This is a genomic window from Veillonella sp. (assembly GCF_041333735.1).
Taxonomy (GTDB): domain Bacteria; phylum Bacillota; class Negativicutes; order Veillonellales; family Veillonellaceae; genus Veillonella.
In genome coordinates this window covers 453,826-471,448 of sequence record NZ_JBGKFB010000001.1, presented here as the reverse complement: position 1 = coordinate 471,448, position 17,623 = coordinate 453,826, and the positions used below count along the sequence as shown (strand labels likewise).

The following is a 17,623-nucleotide window of genomic DNA, read 5'->3' as shown; positions in this document are numbered from 1 at the left end:
TTATCAAATTGTTTAGTGTGTAGAGGTGATAGTATGCCTATTAAAGTAATAAAAAATTTACCGGCCATTACGAAATTAGCTCAAGAGAACATTTTCGTTATGGATACAGAACGGGCGGAGACTCAACAAATCCGACCTTTGCAAATATTGCTAGTCAATTTGATGCCTACTAAAGAAGTTACAGAAACTCAAATCTTGCGAGCTCTTAGTAATAGCCCGTTGCAAGTTAATTTAACCCTTTTGCATACTGCATCTCGTAAGGCTAAAAATACGGACGAGCAATATTTAGATACCTTCTACCGTACCTTTGATGAGGTAAAGGATGAATTCTTTGATGGCATGATTATTACTGGTGCTCCTGTAGAACTAATGCCCTTTGAAGAGGTTGACTATTGGTCTGAATTGGTAGAAATTATGGACTGGGGCGAAGAGCATGTATACTCAACGTTCTATATCTGTTGGGGTGCTCAGGCTGGTTTATATCATCATTTCGGCATTAATAAATCCGTTATGGATGAAAAGTTGTTTGGTGTATACGAACATGATATCTATAACGATCGACCAGTACTCTTGCGTGGCTTTGATGAAAAGTTCTGGATGCCACACTCCCGTCATACTACCGTTTCCTTAGAACAAATTAAGGAAAATCGCAACTTAGAATTGTTGGCAGGTTCTGAACCGACTGGGGCAGCTATCGTTCGTAGCTTAGATAATAAACATATCTTTGTATTCGGTCATGCTGAATACGATTGGGATACACTCAATCGTGAATACGTACGAGACATCAAGAAGGGGATGGATATTGCAGTTCCTGAAAATTACTTCCCTGATGATGATCCAAAACAACGTCCTGTAGTACGTTGGCGTTCTGTAAGTACATTGTTGTTTACAAACTGGTTAAATTACTATGTATACCAAGAAACACCATACATCATTGAACAAATCCAAAAAATGAAATTTGAACGTGATAAAAACTTAGGTGCTTATATCTAAGTTATAATTAGTAGAAATACCCCTAATTACTTTTAAAGGTCTCTATAGTGAGATTGTTTTAGACAAGTAATTAGGGGCTTTTTTTAGTGTAAGGGCTATATATAGCTAGAATTGGCATCTTTTGGATAGGTGTTTTATGAGTAAAAACATGTTTGCTATAGTTTCAAGTTATGGCTAACTGTATAAAATAGTAGTAGACATAATTTTTAAAACATAGTAGTATACTAGGTATAAAGAACGAACTCAATTCACAGTTAATATAAAGGAGTTGTTATAATGAGCAAACAATACAGATTTGAAACATTACAATTACATGCTGGTCATACAGTAGATCCAACAGGTTCTCGTGCAGTACCTATTTACCAAACTACATCTTTCGTATTTAAAGATGCAGAAGAAGCGGCTGGCCGTTTTGCATTGACTAATCCTGGTGGTATTTACTCCCGCCTTGGCAATCCAACTACAGATGTATTGGATGCTCGTGTGGCACAACTTGAAGGTGGTGCAGGTGGTATCGCCGTAGCATCTGGTTCTGCAGCGATTACATACTCCATCTTGAACGTAGCAAGTGCTGGTGATAATATCGTAGCAGCTTCTACATTGTACGGTGGTACTTATAACTTGTTCACAGCAACATTGCCACGTTTGGGCATCGAAACTAAATTCGTAAACCCTGATAATTTGGAAGAATTCGAAGCAGCGATTGATGACAATACTAAAGCTGTTTACATCGAATCCATCGGTAACCCAGGCATCAACCTTATTGATGTACAAGCCGTAGCTGATATTGCACACAAACACAATATCATCTTGATCGTAGATAACACATTTGCATCCCCATACTTGTTCCGTCCATTAGAACATGGTGCTGACGTAGTTGTACATTCTGCTACTAAATACCTTGGTGGTCATGGTACAACATTGGCTGGCGTAGTAGTAGAATCTGGTAAATTCGACTATAAAGGTTCTGGTAAATACCCAGGCTTCTCCGAGGGTGATGAACACTACAATGGTTTAGTATATGGTGATTTACCAATTCCATTCACTGTAAAAATTCGCGCTCAATTGCTTCGTGATACTGGCGCATGCATTACACCACTTGCAGCATGGCAAATCTTACAAGGCGTTGAAACATTGTCCTTGCGCGTAGAACGTCACGTAGAAAATGCTCGTAAAGTAGTAGATTTCTTGAGCAAACATCCTAAAGTAGCATGGGTAAGCTACCCAGAATTAGAAGACAGCAAATACAAAGCGTTAGCAGATAAATACTTCCCTAACGGTGTTGGCGCTGTATTCACATTCGGTGTAAAAGGCGGTAAAGAAGCAGGTATTAAACTTGTGGATTCTTTGGAAATCTTCTCCAACCTTGCTAACGTAGCAGATGCTAAATCTCTTGTTATTCATCCTGCATCTACAACACATGCACAACTTAATGAAGAACAACAAAAATCTGCTGGCGTAACACCAGATATGATTCGCGTATCCATTGGCCTTGAAAATATCGATGACATCATCGAAGACTTGGCACAAGCTTTGGATAAAGCATAATTTTTGTACTTCCATTATGGAAATACTATAGATCAAACTTTCAGAACATACAAATGACATCCTTAAGCTAGACCTCGCTTAAGAAATAGAACACAAACTATCAGACCTATAAAAACTTATACATAAGACCTCCCTTCGTGGGAGGTCTTTTGGTTTATCAATTATTAATTTTATGAATGATATTTTATTAATATGGTGTTATTTTTGTGATAGAAAGAATATTACGAGATTTTTTGTTAGTAAATATAAAATATAGAATTATTTATTTTTTTATATAAATATGAAACAATATAGATAACACTGATTCATATTTATATATAACGAGAATATCTTTCTTAGTAGATTTTTATATTTTTTTAATTGGATAAAAAGGGTGACATGCTAGAGTATAGTCAATATTAAAGCTTATTAAAAGGTTCATATTGGTATATTTATCTAATTGTTTTAAAGTATTATATGTTAAAAATATTAATACTGAATTTTAAAACTGAGATTGTTAGGGGATTATAAGGAGATATCTGTATATGACAATAATTTCTCATGAGTTACTGCCAAAACAAAAAACTCGTAAACACAATATGAAAGTTGAGATAGATCTTTATGCTTATGCTACAGAATTATGGGATGAACTTGAAAATAGTGGATTTATTACTCGTGTAAAAGAAATACCTCAATTAGGTGTTATTAAAGTAGTAAAAAAATTAGCTAAGAGTAGATATGATTATATTATTCTACAATTATACTTTCATCAGATAATAAAAAAAAATTTACAAAGTCACTTAAGACTGAGTTATAACAATTTAATTTCAGGAGAGGACTTTCAAAGTACTTTTGATGGTATCGATAATAAGCCGTCAATTGCGGATATACTGCAGTTGCTTTGTATTATTTATAATATTGGACATTTTTATAATACCTTTACAGCATCACGAGCTGTTACTATGTTAGCATCGGAGGATAGGTCATTTTATGATGAGATAGTGAATGCTTCGGAAAATGAAAGGTATAAATCTACAGCGAAGAATATTTTGGATTGCAAAAATTATCACCGGCTACATTTATTGAATTCAATATTAATTTTAGAGCGATGTGATCAAGGGAAACAATCAGTATTATTAGCATTAGAAATCTTATATGCTTACATAAATGAGTCTATGTTACCTGAAGACAGCAAGTTAAAATATGTATTTGAAATATTTCGGAATGTGAGACTTGTATCATATATGGCATATGACTTACATATTGCAGAAACTCCACTGATAATTGATCTATGTAATGAGAAAGCAATGATACTATTATTTAGAGAGTTATTATCTGAGTATAATAATAATCAACCATCTTATTCATTAGTACAATCTGCCACGAAGTTACTTGATGATACTGTTTATAATGAGAACTCAAATGCTATTTGTTATTATAAAATTTCACGGAATATGGTTTCTAAAATTAAAAAAAATAATAATATTGCTAATATATGCTATTACGATAATCTATTTCTCGATAAAAGTAGTATTTTGAATAAAAATTATATCCATAGAAAAGATTATACGTATAATGAGATTTTAAAGATTACTTTTTCTATAGAGGAATATGGCTGTATTACAGGGCTGCTTGCTGAACTTGAACGAATTAATAATACACGAGTTGGATATTATAACAGACAATCTGGTGAACAAACTATCTTGGTTTCAGTAAAAAAAAGCTGTAGTAGACAAATAAAATGGTATGCTGCATTTAAAGTTATGCGCTGTGTAGTGAAATATTTACGTAAAATACGCCCTATTAAATCTACGGATATACGATTCATTCTTTGTGTGAAGTTCTTCTTGTTTTATTTGTTTGATGAAAATCCTACGGTTATTAAACCAACAGTAGATAAGAAAAAATGTGTTATATGTACTCGGGGGAAAACTTCTCGATTGAATGAATTAAGAAATTTATTACGTGGCTCCTGTGAAACAGCAGATATTAATCATGAGGTTGAATTTATTTTAGGTTTGCTAGAAAGAGATTTAAAAAATGATACAAGCATTAGCATACCTGCAAGTATTGTAGTTTATAAAAAGGATACTGTGGGGCGTAAATTATGTGAGTTTGATGGTATGATTATTTACCCTACAAGAACAACAAATCAGGTCGTTTTTGTTGAAGCCAAAAATCGAACAGAAGAACCAATTTATGGGAAGAGGTGTTTAGAGGAAAAATTAAATAAATTGTCAATTGAGTATAATTCTGATGATATAAATATAGATAATTACGATGCTTACTTGGAGTATACAATAGGGAGAGAGCTAGTGGCTGATAATTAGAAGCAATTATGTGAAATAAATTGCAAGTTAATGAATCTTTACTCTCCAATATAACCTTATTGTACCTCTATAAATTATATTTTTATTAGAATTTTTTTGATAAGTATAGTTAGATAATCATAAAAGACCTTGGATTCAACGATCCAAGGTCTTTTTAAGGGAGTATAGTGTGTGTAACGTTTGGTCTGTGGTGTGTGAGCACAGACCATTTACCTATTGTGTGAGATAGGATTTTGAGAGAGCCCTGTGTGAGTCATGGGGGCTCTCTAAGTTTGTGTGTTAGTTTGTGTTAGAGAGTGTATCCAATGGATACTGTGTGTATAGTATGTGTGTTATATGTGTAGTGTGTCATCTTAGTGGGTTAGGATAGGGGTTCACTAGATGAAAGGAAATTCTTAGTATTTTGTAGTTTTTACTTTGGAGCTCAATACTTTACCGTTCATGCCATCAACTTTTACTTCAGCTTTTTTGTCGCCACCAGTTGTCATATCGAATTTGTATACAGCTCGGCCGTTTTCGCGTTCAACGGACCATTCCATAGTTTGGAAATCAGAACCTACTTTTTCAAGAGCTTTTGTTTCAGCTACTTCAGGGATGATGATGTTTTGAACGTTAATAGTTTTGTGAGAGATTGCATAACGTTTTACTTCTTTACCAACGATTTGACCAGTTGCTTCGTCTACTTTAATTTCTACTTCACGGTTGTTGTAGTAACCTTCTACTTCATAGTAAGGGTTGTGTTTAGCATCGTAGGAAATAGATTTAACAGATGCGCCAGGGAAGTTTTGTTGGAATACTGTAACAGCGCCCATGTAATCAACAGAATAGTTAGCTTGAGCGGATGGAGCTACGCTACCAACACCGTTCCAGTTGCTATTATTGTTGTAAGCATGGTTGCTAGCTGCGCCAACTACACCTGCTAATAATACTGTACTAACGCCGAATGCACATAAAACTTTGGATACTTTCTTAACATTTTTCATAATTAATGCCTCCTGATACCAAAATATCATTTTTCTTTTTTTACGATTTTGTGAAAGTAGATTTTACTCAATCTACTTACATATAATTTAATATTGTTATATGAATATAAGATGAAATTAATGAGTTTTTGCATGAAGATGAGTATATCTTTTAGTTATTATAAATGATTGATAATAACTATAATATATGGTCAAAAAAACAAAAACCTTGAAATCATTGTATATATAGTATTAGACTACATAGTTAACTAAAAGTCAACATGCGTAGTTGACAATTAAAAATACAAGTGTTTTAATTTAGGTAGTTAGTAGTTTGTTGATGTGTTATCAATGGAGGTATACCATGAGTTCCACAGTATCGAAACAAGGTCGCATTACCACCCGTCAATTAACGATGACAGCACTCTTTGTGGCATTAATTGCCGTAGGTGCTTTTATACGGGTACCATTACCAAATTGTCCATTTACATTACAAATCTTATTTACTACCCTCGCAGGCATTGTGTTAGGTAGTCGATTAGGAGCCGCTAGTGTTGGCATTTATATTGTATTAGGATTAATTGGGGTGCCAATTTTTACATCTGGTGGTGGCCCTGGTTACATTTTACAACCTACCTTTGGTTATTTAATTGGTTTTATGGTGGGTGCTTATGCAGTAGGCCGTATTGCAGAGTCTATGGAAACATTGTCATTTAAACGATTATTGGCAGGATCCATATTAAATCTATTTATCGTGTATGGCCTTGGTATGATTTATCTATACTTCATTATGAATTTGTACTTAGGTAAACCAATTGGGGTAGAGGCCGTTATTATTACATGTTTTTTGATCCCAGTAGGTCCAGACATCTTCCTTTGTGCCGTTGCTGCATCTCTTGGCAAACGAATTGTTAAAGAATTACATCGATAATATAGTTCTTATATAATACAATTATATGTTTGTTAAAATTATATATTTATTAAAACCGAGGCGTTATGCCTCGGTTTTATTTGTTTTAGGTATCTTATCTAAGATGATTTGATTCTATCTATGTAAGTGTCTGTGATGATATCGATTTAAGGCCGTTTAGTGTAGCCTATTTCAGACTGTTTAAGGATATACATACCCTAGAATTGGCTCAGCTGATTTTATTTTTGTAATTTCTACGTATGGTTGTTGACGACCGTGGAAATCTCGTGTAGATACTTTGCCTTCGATAGATACCCATTGTTCATTGGCTAAGCTATCGCCATCGGCTTTATGGGCGGTCATGCCAATCGGTGCCACGTCAGCAATACAGCAGGACATAGCCATACGAGAAATAGTAAACTCATTAGATTTTAGCGTGTTATCATCGCGGTTTACATAGCCTGTCATATATACTGTGTAGTCTTTGTATTGGTCTACATTAGATCCAACCTTTACGATAGTTTGATAAAAATTGTCTGAGTTTAATACAATTTCTTTTTTGTCTTTAGAAATGCCTGGCTCTTTACTTTCACTATTAACAGTAATCACCTCGCCGATGGCATCATTTGTAAAATCAAAGTTGTTTGTATCGTCATTGATGCGTGCTGCACCTTGAACACCAGTTGTAGGCACTAGGACAGGCGGCACGATGAGCAAGACTACGGGAATAATGATAGGTACGATAGAGCGCCAGTTGTGTTTATAATAGCGCGATGGAGCCCAAATAACCGTAGCTAATCCACCTAGTATGAGAGCTACACTACTAATACCTAATAGCAGTTCATATCGTGGTGCAATATAATTCAAATAACGACCGGTTACGATTAGGTATACACAGCAGATACCTAAGATAAGGTAGAGTAAACCTTTCACAATGGAAAAGCGATCTTTCAGTCCAAATTTCATAGAATCATCTCCTTTTATATTCATGAAGAACTGAAATAGTAATGACTAAACATTAGCTTAAAAAGAATTGAAAACCTAATGCTGCTAAATAGGATATAACTACAATTGTTAAGCCTAGACGAAGAATGAATGATGTAGGCATATATTGTTTTAAAATATATACATTTTTAATATCCAGCATAGGTCCTAAGATGAGGAAACCCATGACTGAGCTCATAGGGAACAGGGTGCTCAAGGATTTGCCTATAATAGCATCTGATGTAGAGCAAACAGAGAAGAAGAATGCCAATATTAGCAGAATTGGGATAGCCCACACGTCAGGTAATGTGATACCGGCATTGATGAGCCAAGGCTTCCCATACACTTGAACTACGGATAGTACACAAGCTGCAATAGAGAAATAGAATAAGAGTTGGGAGAACTCTTTTTCCATATGAATTAGTAATCTTCTTTTATTGATATGCTTACTTTTCGACGCTTCTAATACGATTTCTTCATAGCTTAGGTTCTGTGCCGTTTTAGCTTTCATCATAGACGTAGATGGTGGTATAAAACGGAATGATAAGGCTACCAATAAAGCTACGCCCAGGCCAAGTACGATACGCCATACAGAAATCATTGGATTATCCGGGAAGGCATACCAAGTGGATAGAATCGTAATAGGATTGATGATTGGGCTGGCGAGCATAAATAGGAGGGCCACAGATAATGGTACGCCTCTATCTGTGAGTGCTTTAAATAATGGAATAATAGCACAGTCGCAAACTGGTAAAGCTAAGCCGCTAACCATAGCGGCACCATAGCTCTTCCAAGAATGGTCTCCTAATAGTTTTAGCAGTATTCGTTGAGGTACGAAATAGCGAATAACTGTTGAACCAATGGTTCCTAATAATAGGAACGGGATAGCCTCGATAATGAGCCCTGTAATGATGGCAAAGCATTGGTGAATGGAGTAAGGAATGTCATGACGGAAGGCAGTGACTAATAGTATGTAGGCGGTAATGCCGATAACTAATAGATTCGGTATGAGTCCCCACGTAGAATTACGGCATAATTCTGCTACCTTTTCTGGTGTTGGGGCTGTTACAATCTTGGCGTCACTGTTATAGGTCCGTAATAAGGCGTGATGTGTATCGGTTTCTGTGATGATACAATCGGCACTATATAATTGGCTTGTTACATCATTACCTAAACCAGGCAAAATGGATGCGACGAATTGGTCTGTACAAAGATATAATACCTTTTCGATTTGTAATAAATGGCCTAGCTTATCATTATATAATAAGGCTTCTAGTTGGTGAAAGCTGATCATACCGTTCCATTCAATCCATATTTCTTTAGGTTTTCCCTTGTCGATATAGCTTACGATTTCATCAGCTAAAGAACTATATGTATCAGGTTGATTTGGCGTAATTGCACTAAGAACATCAGGATTGAGTTGTAATCCTTCTTTGATGAGCGGTACAGCACCTTCTTCGGCGCTGATACATGCCGTGCCACCAAGCTTTTTACGATGTTGTAGTTGTTCATTTATGAAAGTACTTTTACCAGAACCGATGAATCCGGTAACGATATAAACAGGTATCATGATTGACACACTTCGTTATGTACCATTGGTACATTAAAATCTGTACCAATAACAACTAAGCTATAGTCCGTGGACTCACTAGGGGATAGGGAACAGTAATGAGTACCGTATTGCAACTCATGAGGTCCTTCGACGGTCGGTACAATCCCTTTAGCACGGAGTACGGTATCTGGCATACCTTCTAAGATAGTTTTCCACTGTACTAAGGTGAGTGTACGCAAGTCTTTGAATGTATGGCTCATAAATAGATGCTCATCATGTAAGGAATTGTCGTCATGACAATGGTAGAGGCGTTTGATATAGTCTCGTAACGCAATGGTGTTCCATGCTTCTTCATGAATTGGAGTATTTGGTGCTAACTCGTGAATCATACGTTTTGTAATGCTTGTTTGTTGGATATCTTCGGTATGACTTAAGAAGATGGCATCACTATTTGTGATTTGATCCTTAAAGAAGAGACCAAAGTTTTTGATAAACATAGGTGCTTGCATGGCATCTACGGTGGTTACCGATGCATGAACATAGGCGGATTTTGCAATCTCTTCATCCTCACATGTATGGATGATTTCGCTTAATTTGCTGACCCCTGATGGTTCAATATAGATGGTATCTACATCGTAATTTTGCAGAATGTCGAGCAGTGCTTGTTGGAAATTTCCTTGCAAGCTACAGCAAATACAGCCGGATGTAACTTCACGAATGGTAGCCCCTGTTTTTGCAAGATTGGCTGCATCGAGGCTGGTTTCACCAAAATCATTTTCTATAATTAAAATTTTATCTGTAGATTTATGTTCTTTTAGTATGTGTTGTAAAAATGTTGTTTTTCCAGACCCTAGAAATCCGGATATGATAACAATAGGGATCATACGTACCTCCTGAGTAATGTAAACACAGTATACACCTATAGGATAACACAGAAAATACACCCTAGGGTATATGCATAGTTATGAAAGCTCTCTTTTTCTTAAAATTCTCATTAAATATATTGGTTATATACCATATATGAGTATAGTGACAGATGTATTTAATATTCATAATTAATTGTGAAAAGTATTGTATATATCGATTTACATATATATGAAGAGATACTCCTCTATGAATAAATATTAATTTCAAGTTTTGGGAGAAGAATATAAAAAAATCCCTCCTATAGAAGACTCAGTCGAGGGAGAGTTGACTGAACTCCTTATAGGAGGGTGAGAAGAGAATTCGTAATATAAATCTCTAATTAGATTACCTTTAGTATACCAAATTATACATAAAGTATATAGTTATTATTTACTGTTTTATGTTTATTGTAACTTAGCTAATAAAGCTTTTAGATATACATATACATTTTCAACAGATGGTAAATGAACGCGTTCCATTGGTGTATGTGGACTTACGATAGTAGGACCAAAGCTGATCATTTGTGTATTTGGTAGTACACCTTTTAACAAGCCACATTCGAGACCGGCATGGATTGCGTTGACATTAGCTGGTGTATCAAACATTTCGTTATGCAAGGAAATAGCTTGCTCTTCAAGTTTGGAGCCTTTGTCATATTCCCATGCTGGATAGCCACCAGTGCGTTCTGCAGATACGCCAAGTGTTTTTGCAAGAAGAAGCATTTTCTTTGCTAAGAATTCAAGGCTGTTACTGTTAGAACTACGAATAGAGATGAGTATTTCAATAGTATGTTCATTTTCGCGTACGATTGCGATGTTGTCAGAAGTTTCTACAAGATTTGGGATAGATTTGCTTACAGAATGAACACCATCTTGTGCAAGATAGATGTAAGTAATGAGAGCTTCTGTTGTATCATCTGCATAGACTACATCAGGTGTTGCGACATCTTCTACAACAAATTTAAGACCTGGATCTTGGATACCATATTCATGGAGATATTGTTTTTCTTGGTATGCAATTAATGTTTTAATAGCCTCTACATCTTCAGCGCGTACGGATAATACGGCAACTGCTTTAGAAGGAATGGCATTATGTTTTACACCACCTTCAAAGGATGCTAAGCATACAGGATATTGTTGTTGAATATCATAGAGTACACGTGTTAATACTTGGTTTGCATTTGCGCGTTGTTCGCAAATTTCAATGCCGGAGTGACCACCTTTAAGGCCTGTTACGGTAAGGGATAAGCCTGCATCATAGCCAGGTTGGTTGTTTTCACGCAATAAAGGAATATTTACGTGAACGTGGCAACCGCCAGCACAGCTAACAGTAAAATCGTGTTCTACTTCTGTATCGAGGTTGAGTAAGTAATCACCACTTACTTGGCCTTCTTTAATAGCGAAAGCGCCATCCATACCAGTTTCTTCATTCGTAGTGAACAATAATTGCATAGGGCCATGTTGTTGGCTATCATCTTCAAGAATAGCAAGCATCATAGCACCGCCCATGCCGTTATCTGCACCTAATGTAGTGTGGTCTGCATGCATCCATTCGCCTTCGATGATATTGGCAATTGGGTCTTTAGTGAAGTCATGGTTAGAGTCGTGATCACGAACACATACCATGTCGATATGACCTTGTAAGATGATAGAAGGTCGATTTTCATAACCTGGGGATGCAGGTTTTTTGATGACTACATTATATTGGTCGTCTTTATGGACTTCTAAACCTAAGTTTTTGGCAAAGTTTACGATATAATCGCTAATGCCTTTTTCGTTGCCAGATTCACGAGGAATTTGGCTCATTTCTTTAAATATTTCTAATACGCGTTTTGCTTGAACGATTGATTCCATAATGGTTCCTTTCATTCTGATGTAATAATAGATATATATGTTGATTGATTATACTGAATACGTAGTAATTTTATTAGTATACGAATTGATACTAATAATTGGATTTATTTCAGTGATAACTTTCACCGACATATATATGGAATATATAAATAATTAGTATATATATAGTTATATCACAAGAATGATTATTAGGATAGTTAATGTAAGCATTAGCAAATGTAGAGACTAGCTATATAGGAATAATAATGTATAATGAGGTTATACGATTAACGATTTTACAAATCCATTAGATTTTAGAAGGTTGGTGAACCGATGCAACACGACAGTCGCAATATTAGTATGCTTATGGATTTTTATGAGATGACCATGGCACACGGCTATTTTACGCAACATGAAAACACGGATCGCGTCGCGTTTGATGTATTCTTCAGACGCAATCCAGACAAGGGTGGCTTTGCCATTTTTGGTGGTCTTGAACAAATCGTTGAGTACATTTTGAACTTACACTTTGATGAACGTGATATTGATTTTTTACGGGCTCAAGGTATCTTTAGTGAGGAGTTTTTAGCTTATCTAAAAGATTTCTCCTTTACTGGTGATGTATATGCATTCCCAGAGGGTTCTATTATTTATCCCAATGAACCGGTTATTACTATCGTAGCGCCTCTCATAGATGCACAAATCGTAGAAACTGCAGTGCTAACTATGATGAATCATCAGTCCCTTATCGCTACTAAGGCCAATCGTATCGTTCGCGCTGCGGATGGTCGCGTTGTAGCCGATTTTGGTGCCCGTCGAGCTCATAATGTGGATGCCGCTGTATACGGTGCAAGAGCAGCCTACATCGGTGGGGTGCAGTCTACAGCAACCGTTTTAGCGGGCCAACAATTTGGCATCCCTGTGAGTGGTACGATGGCTCATAGTTGGGTTATGTATCATGATTCTGAATATGAAGCTTTTAAAGCTTATGCTGAAGTCTATCCAGATGGTGCTGTATTCCTCGTTGATACCTACGATGTGTTAAACTCTGGCGTACCTAATGCAATCAAGGTTGCTAAAGATGTATTAGAACCTATGGGGAAACGTTTGAAAGGGATTCGTCTTGATTCTGGCGACCTTGCGTACTTAGCTAAAAAAGCACGTCGCATGCTCGATAAAGCGGGTTTAGAAGATTGTAAAATTATGGCTTCCAACAGTCTCGATGAATATACGATTACATCTTTGTTAATCCAAGGTGGTCCTATCGATATCTTTGGGGTAGGTGAAAGACTGATTACCTCTAAGAGCGACCCTGTATTTGGTGCGGTTTACAAGATTGCTGGGGTTGAAAAAAATGGAGTGTGGGAGCCTCGTATCAAGATTTCCGAATCTGTTGAAAAAATTACGAACCCAGGCTTTAAAAAGGTGTACCGCGTGTACAATGAGAAAGGTCGTGCCATTGCAGATTTATTAACATTGTTAGAAGAGGTACCAGATACAACCGAACCATATCGTTATATTGATCCAGAGCAACCTTGGCGTGAATTGTACTTTGAAAACTGTACCTTTAAAGAGATGAAACAACTCATTATTAAGGATGGAAAATTACTAGTAGAATTACCAACCTTAGATGAGCTTCGTCAATATGTTAAAGATCAATTAGAAACTGAAATTTGGCCTGAAGAGCAACGTTTTGAAAATCCACATCGTCATTACCTTGATATGAGTCCAGGATACTATCAAATGAAAATGGATTTACTAAATCGTATTTTCCGAAAAAAATAGGAGGGCTTATGTTAGACAATCCACAAGCAACAAAAGAGGCTCTCATTCAATGGATTCGAGATTATTTTAATCAAAATGGACCTAGTTGCAGCGCTGTAGTAGGCATTTCAGGTGGCAAGGACTCCACAATCGTGGCTGCCCTTTGTAAAGAAGCCCTTGGAACAGAACGCGTAGTTGGTGTGCTCATGCCTAATGGTATTCAGTCTGATATCGATGATGCCAAGGCTGTAGTGGCACATTTGGGGATTCCACATATCATAGTGAATATTGGAGCTGCCTATGAAGCTTTGACAAACGCTATCATTCAAGGTGAAGGTTATAAAGCAGTTACTGGTAGAGCTGATATATCTAAGGATGCGGCTATCAATACACCGCCACGACTTCGCATGGCAACCTTATATGCTGTTGGTCAAAACTTGCCAAATGGGGCGCGTGTGGCCAATACATGTAACGGCTCTGAAGATTATGTAGGGTACTCTACAAAATATGGCGATAGTGCAGGGGATTTTAGTCCACTTGCCAATCTTGTTGTAGAAGAGGTACGTCAAATTGGTCGACTCCTAGATATCCCTAAATATCTTGTAGATAAAACGCCTAGTGATGGCCTTAGTGGTCAATCTGATGAAGATAAATTAGGTTTTACCTATGCAGTTCTAGATCGCTATATTCGAACTGGTGAAATTGATGATTTAGAAACAAAAGAACGGATTGATCATTTGAATCGTATTAATAAGCATAAACTAGAGTTGATGCCTTCTTTTCAGCCCCAACGTTGATTAACAAATGATTCACTATTTTATGTATTTTATGATGGAGGAAATATGGAGACAAAAATAGCTTTGATTGGTACGGGTGGTACGATTGCTGGACAAGGCGCATCCGATACAGATTTGACTGGCTATACTGCAGGTGTGCTAGGTCTTAATGAAATTCTAGACTCTGTACCTGGCACAGAACCATATGGTCCATATACATATACTCAGTTTAGTAATATTGAAAGTTCCGATATTACTGTACAGCATTGGTTGGATTTGTCTAAGTTAGTGCAAGACTTAGTTGATCAAGAGGATATAGGCGGTGTTGTTATCACTCATGGTACAGATAGCATGGAGGAGACAGCTTATTTCCTTAATCTTACAGTTCATACAGATAAGCCTATCGTTATTACTGGATCTATGCGACCTGCAGGGGCGATCAGTGCAGATGGTCCGATTAATCTATTACAAGCCATTCAAGTGGCGAGAACTCCAGAATCTGTAGGTAAAGGTGTACTTGTTGTACTAAATGGCTATATTGATGGAGCACGGGATGTTTCTAAACGGAATACAACGAATGTAGCGACCTTTGATAGTCCATTAGTAGGTCATCTAGGTATTGTACAAGATGGTGTGGCTCATTACTATAAAGCTTCTACTCGTCGTCATACGAAAGAATCTGTCTTTGATGTACATGATGTAAAAGAATTGCCGCGTGTAGTCATTTTGACTTGCTATGGCGGTATGGATGACATGGTACCAATGAGTGTTGTGGCGACTAATCCTGATGGACTCATCTTGACTGGTTTAGGGCATGGTACAATTCCTCAAAATGTACGTCAAATAACACAAAATACAGTATTCCCAACTGTACGGGCCTCTCGTACAGGGAGTGGCATGGTATCTGCTGTACCACAAGATGCACTAGCAGGCTATCTTGTAAGTGATACATTGAGTCCACAAAAAGCTCGCATTTTATTGATGCTTGGTCTTACAAAAACTAAAAATCTTAAAAAGTTACAACAGTTCTTCTATGAATATTAATTAGAAAAATAAAAAAAGATTTGAGAAAAACTCTCAAATCTTAATTTGATATTCATTTTCAAATATTATACTGTGTGTAACAGTTTTATATGCAATGAACCGCACATCCCGATCGCCTAGGATGTGCGGTTTTTATTTCGCTTAGGATGTGTGTGTTTAATCGGCGCCAATAGCATTTTCTAAGGCCCGTTGTATACCTATATAAACAGATTTAGCTAATGTATCCCCAAATAGGGAGAAGGAGCCTGCATCTGTTAGCACATCACCATTTGTATCGATGGTGAGAATCACACCATCTGTAGATGTACCTGTTGCAGAAGTCTTGCGTTCTTTTGTTATTGCATCAGGGATATCTTCGTTGATAAATGGATAGAGTCGTATACTTTCAACATCCCAATCTTGAAGGGCTGCTGTTTTAGCCTCCGTAATTGTCATGATGGCTTTCACCATAGCACTATCTGTTAAGGCCTTGTTTGTAAAGACAAGAATGTTGATGGTACCAGGTACTATGAAACTGCCATCTCGTTCTTCGTAGCAATAGCCTGTGCCTGCACGATGGGCTGTTTTTTCATAGCCAGCAGTAACGATAGTCTCTACAATCGTATCATGTTCTTCGACCTTAGCGTATGCGTGAAGATTCATTGTGGCAGATGTGAGTAGTGCTGTACTAAAATGAACGGGCGTATCGATATGCTCAAACTCTTGTGCTAAGTAATTAGCTACAGAGCCGCCAGGTAAATCTTTTTCTGTTTCGATTTGATAGGTTAATTGTTGGTTTCGTACGGCCAAGGTATGGTGATACCCGCCATTGAGTTGACCACTAGATAAGGAATAATGGATGTCATCAAAGTGTACTGTAACGGAATTTAACTCTTTCGTTACATGGCCTCCGGTAGCAAGCTCTTGCGGCGCTTCATATGGATTATTAAACATATAAGTCTCCCTAGATTTAGATTGTTATATATGTCATATAACGATATAATAACTTTACTATCATTTTATAAATGCATATGTAAAATTATAGCATATATGTATACTGTTACTATATCTTAATAGTACTTATAGCGTATAGAGCTTTGTTTTATAAAAGTTTACCATGGAGGTTTACTATGGGAAATATTTTAAGTACAATATCTGAGCTGCTCTTTAAAGATGCTAATGTTCTTGTTCAGCTGAGAGATTGGTTTTTTGCACAAGCGGGCAATATATTATTGGCCCTTATTATATTTTGGGTAGGTCGTTATGCCATTAAATGGGTGAAAGCTTTTGCGGTTCGCATTATGACCAAGGCTTCTTATGATACTGCGGCTATGAGCTTTATTACGCAGATCATCAATTATGCATTGCTAGTAGGTTTAATTTTGATTTGTTTAAATCAAGTTGGTGTTCCTACAACATCCTTTGTAGCTGCTTTTGGTGCCTTTGGTTTAGGTATTGGCTTAGCCTTACAAAATAACCTTTCCAACTTGGCATCTGGCTTACTAATTCTTATATTTAAGCCTTTTAGAGCTGGCCATGTTATTCAAGTTGGAGATGTAGTAGGTAGTGTTAAGTCCATTCAATTTATGTATACTGTTATCACTACAAAAGACCAAAAAAATGTGTACATGCCAAATTCCCTTCTTACATCTCAAGCGGTAACTAATATTGCATATACAACTGAGCGTGTGATTCCATTTATGTTTGATATTGGGTATAACAATGATCATCACGAAGCAATCAAAATCTTGAAAAAGATTTTTGCTAATGATAAGAGGGTTCTCAATCCTAAAGATATGGAAATTGGTATTGCTGAATTTGGTGATAACTCTGTGCGCATTGCTGCCTATGCTCGTGTTAAGTCAAAGGATTTCTTAGATGTGCAATATGGTATTATGTCTGATGTGAAAGATGCATTCGATAAATATGGTATCGACATTCCATATCCTCAACGTGTTGTATATCTTCAAAATGTAGATAATTCTACTGGTGAAATTAAAGGGACTAAGAAAAAGGCAAACGCAACGAATGTTGCAATTGATGATAGCCCTGAAAATTAATGTG

14 protein-coding genes are annotated in these 17,623 nt (G+C 36.6%); 8 read left to right on the top strand and 6 right to left on the bottom strand.

The genetic code is table 11. The annotated features are described in order from the left end of the window. Positions 1 to 33 precede the first annotated feature (33 nt). From metA to ACDF53_RS02130, 3 genes are all read left to right on the top strand, one after another. Positions 34 to 993 (top strand): homoserine O-succinyltransferase, encoded by a 960-nt coding sequence (gene metA / locus ACDF53_RS02140; protein WP_295782004.1) that lies wholly within the window; start codon positions 34 to 36, stop codon positions 991 to 993. 276 nt (positions 994 to 1,269) lie between these two features. Next, positions 1,270 to 2,541 carry an O-acetylhomoserine aminocarboxypropyltransferase/cysteine synthase family protein gene (locus ACDF53_RS02135; protein WP_370815342.1) on the top strand — a complete coding sequence of 424 codons (1,272 nt, stop codon included), beginning with the start codon at positions 1,270 to 1,272 and terminating at the stop codon, positions 2,539 to 2,541. A gap of 524 nt (positions 2,542 to 3,065) precedes the next feature. Next, entirely contained in the window at positions 3,066 to 4,850 is a 1,785-nt protein-coding gene (locus tag ACDF53_RS02130) for a hypothetical protein (RefSeq protein ID WP_370815341.1), read from the top strand. A 395-nt stretch (positions 4,851 to 5,245) separates the two neighbouring features. Here the strand turns inward: ACDF53_RS02130 and ACDF53_RS02125 are convergent, their stop codons facing one another. After that, the gene (locus ACDF53_RS02125; protein ID WP_370815340.1) at positions 5,246 to 5,833 is read right to left on the bottom strand and encodes a PepSY domain-containing protein; all 588 of its coding nucleotides are present in this window, start codon (positions 5,831 to 5,833) and stop codon (positions 5,246 to 5,248) included. A gap of 343 nt (positions 5,834 to 6,176) precedes the next feature. Between ACDF53_RS02125 and ACDF53_RS02120 the strand changes: the two genes are divergently transcribed. Next, positions 6,177 to 6,743 carry a biotin transporter BioY gene (locus ACDF53_RS02120; RefSeq protein ID WP_024066798.1) on the top strand — a complete coding sequence of 189 codons (567 nt, stop codon included), beginning with the start codon at positions 6,177 to 6,179 and terminating at the stop codon, positions 6,741 to 6,743. A 180-nt stretch (positions 6,744 to 6,923) separates the two neighbouring features. On the opposite strand, the gene ACDF53_RS02115 is transcribed toward ACDF53_RS02120, so the two are convergent. The 4 genes from ACDF53_RS02115 to ACDF53_RS02100 all read right to left on the bottom strand — a co-directional run bounded on the left by ACDF53_RS02115 (position 6,924) and on the right by ACDF53_RS02100 (position 12,017). After that, positions 6,924 to 7,688, bottom strand: coding sequence for a TIGR03943 family protein (locus tag ACDF53_RS02115; protein WP_370815339.1), 765 nt, complete (start codon positions 7,686 to 7,688; stop codon positions 6,924 to 6,926). Between the two features lie 52 nt (positions 7,689 to 7,740). Beyond that, positions 7,741 to 9,276: a permease gene (locus ACDF53_RS02110; protein ID WP_370815338.1), complete on the bottom strand. Its 1,536-nt coding sequence runs from the start codon at positions 9,274 to 9,276 to the stop codon at positions 7,741 to 7,743. Continuing rightward, entirely contained in the window at positions 9,273 to 10,142 is an 870-nt protein-coding gene (locus ACDF53_RS02105; protein ID WP_370815337.1) for a GTP-binding protein, read from the bottom strand. The genes ACDF53_RS02110 and ACDF53_RS02105 overlap by 4 nt, the downstream gene beginning before the upstream one ends. 426 nt (positions 10,143 to 10,568) lie before the next feature. After that, positions 10,569 to 12,017 carry an aminoacyl-histidine dipeptidase gene (locus tag ACDF53_RS02100; RefSeq protein ID WP_370815336.1) on the bottom strand — a complete coding sequence of 483 codons (1,449 nt, stop codon included), beginning with the start codon at positions 12,015 to 12,017 and terminating at the stop codon, positions 10,569 to 10,571. Positions 12,018 to 12,329: 312 nt separating this feature from the next. Between ACDF53_RS02100 and ACDF53_RS02095 the strand changes: the two genes are divergently transcribed. Genes ACDF53_RS02095 through ACDF53_RS02085 form a run of 3 tightly spaced genes read left to right on the top strand, consistent with a single transcriptional unit; the run spans position 12,330 to position 15,580 of the window. Then, the gene (locus tag ACDF53_RS02095; protein WP_370815335.1) at positions 12,330 to 13,781 is read left to right on the top strand and encodes a nicotinate phosphoribosyltransferase; all 1,452 of its coding nucleotides are present in this window, start codon (positions 12,330 to 12,332) and stop codon (positions 13,779 to 13,781) included. An 8-nt stretch (positions 13,782 to 13,789) separates the two neighbouring features. Beyond that, complete coding sequence (gene nadE, locus ACDF53_RS02090; RefSeq protein ID WP_370815334.1) at positions 13,790 to 14,557, top strand: NAD(+) synthase; 768 nt, start codon at positions 13,790 to 13,792, stop codon at positions 14,555 to 14,557. A gap of 45 nt (positions 14,558 to 14,602) precedes the next feature. Next, positions 14,603 to 15,580: an asparaginase gene (locus ACDF53_RS02085; protein ID WP_370815333.1), complete on the top strand. Its 978-nt coding sequence runs from the start codon at positions 14,603 to 14,605 to the stop codon at positions 15,578 to 15,580. A 156-nt stretch (positions 15,581 to 15,736) separates the two neighbouring features. On the opposite strand, the gene ACDF53_RS02080 is transcribed toward ACDF53_RS02085, so the two are convergent. Further along, positions 15,737 to 16,513, bottom strand: coding sequence for an adenosylcobinamide amidohydrolase (locus ACDF53_RS02080; RefSeq protein ID WP_370815332.1), 777 nt, complete (start codon positions 16,511 to 16,513; stop codon positions 15,737 to 15,739). Between the two features lie 176 nt (positions 16,514 to 16,689). Between ACDF53_RS02080 and ACDF53_RS02075 the strand changes: the two genes are divergently transcribed. Beyond that, positions 16,690 to 17,619: a mechanosensitive ion channel family protein gene (locus tag ACDF53_RS02075; protein WP_370815331.1), complete on the top strand. Its 930-nt coding sequence runs from the start codon at positions 16,690 to 16,692 to the stop codon at positions 17,617 to 17,619. The last annotated feature ends 4 nt before the right edge of the window (positions 17,620 to 17,623 follow it).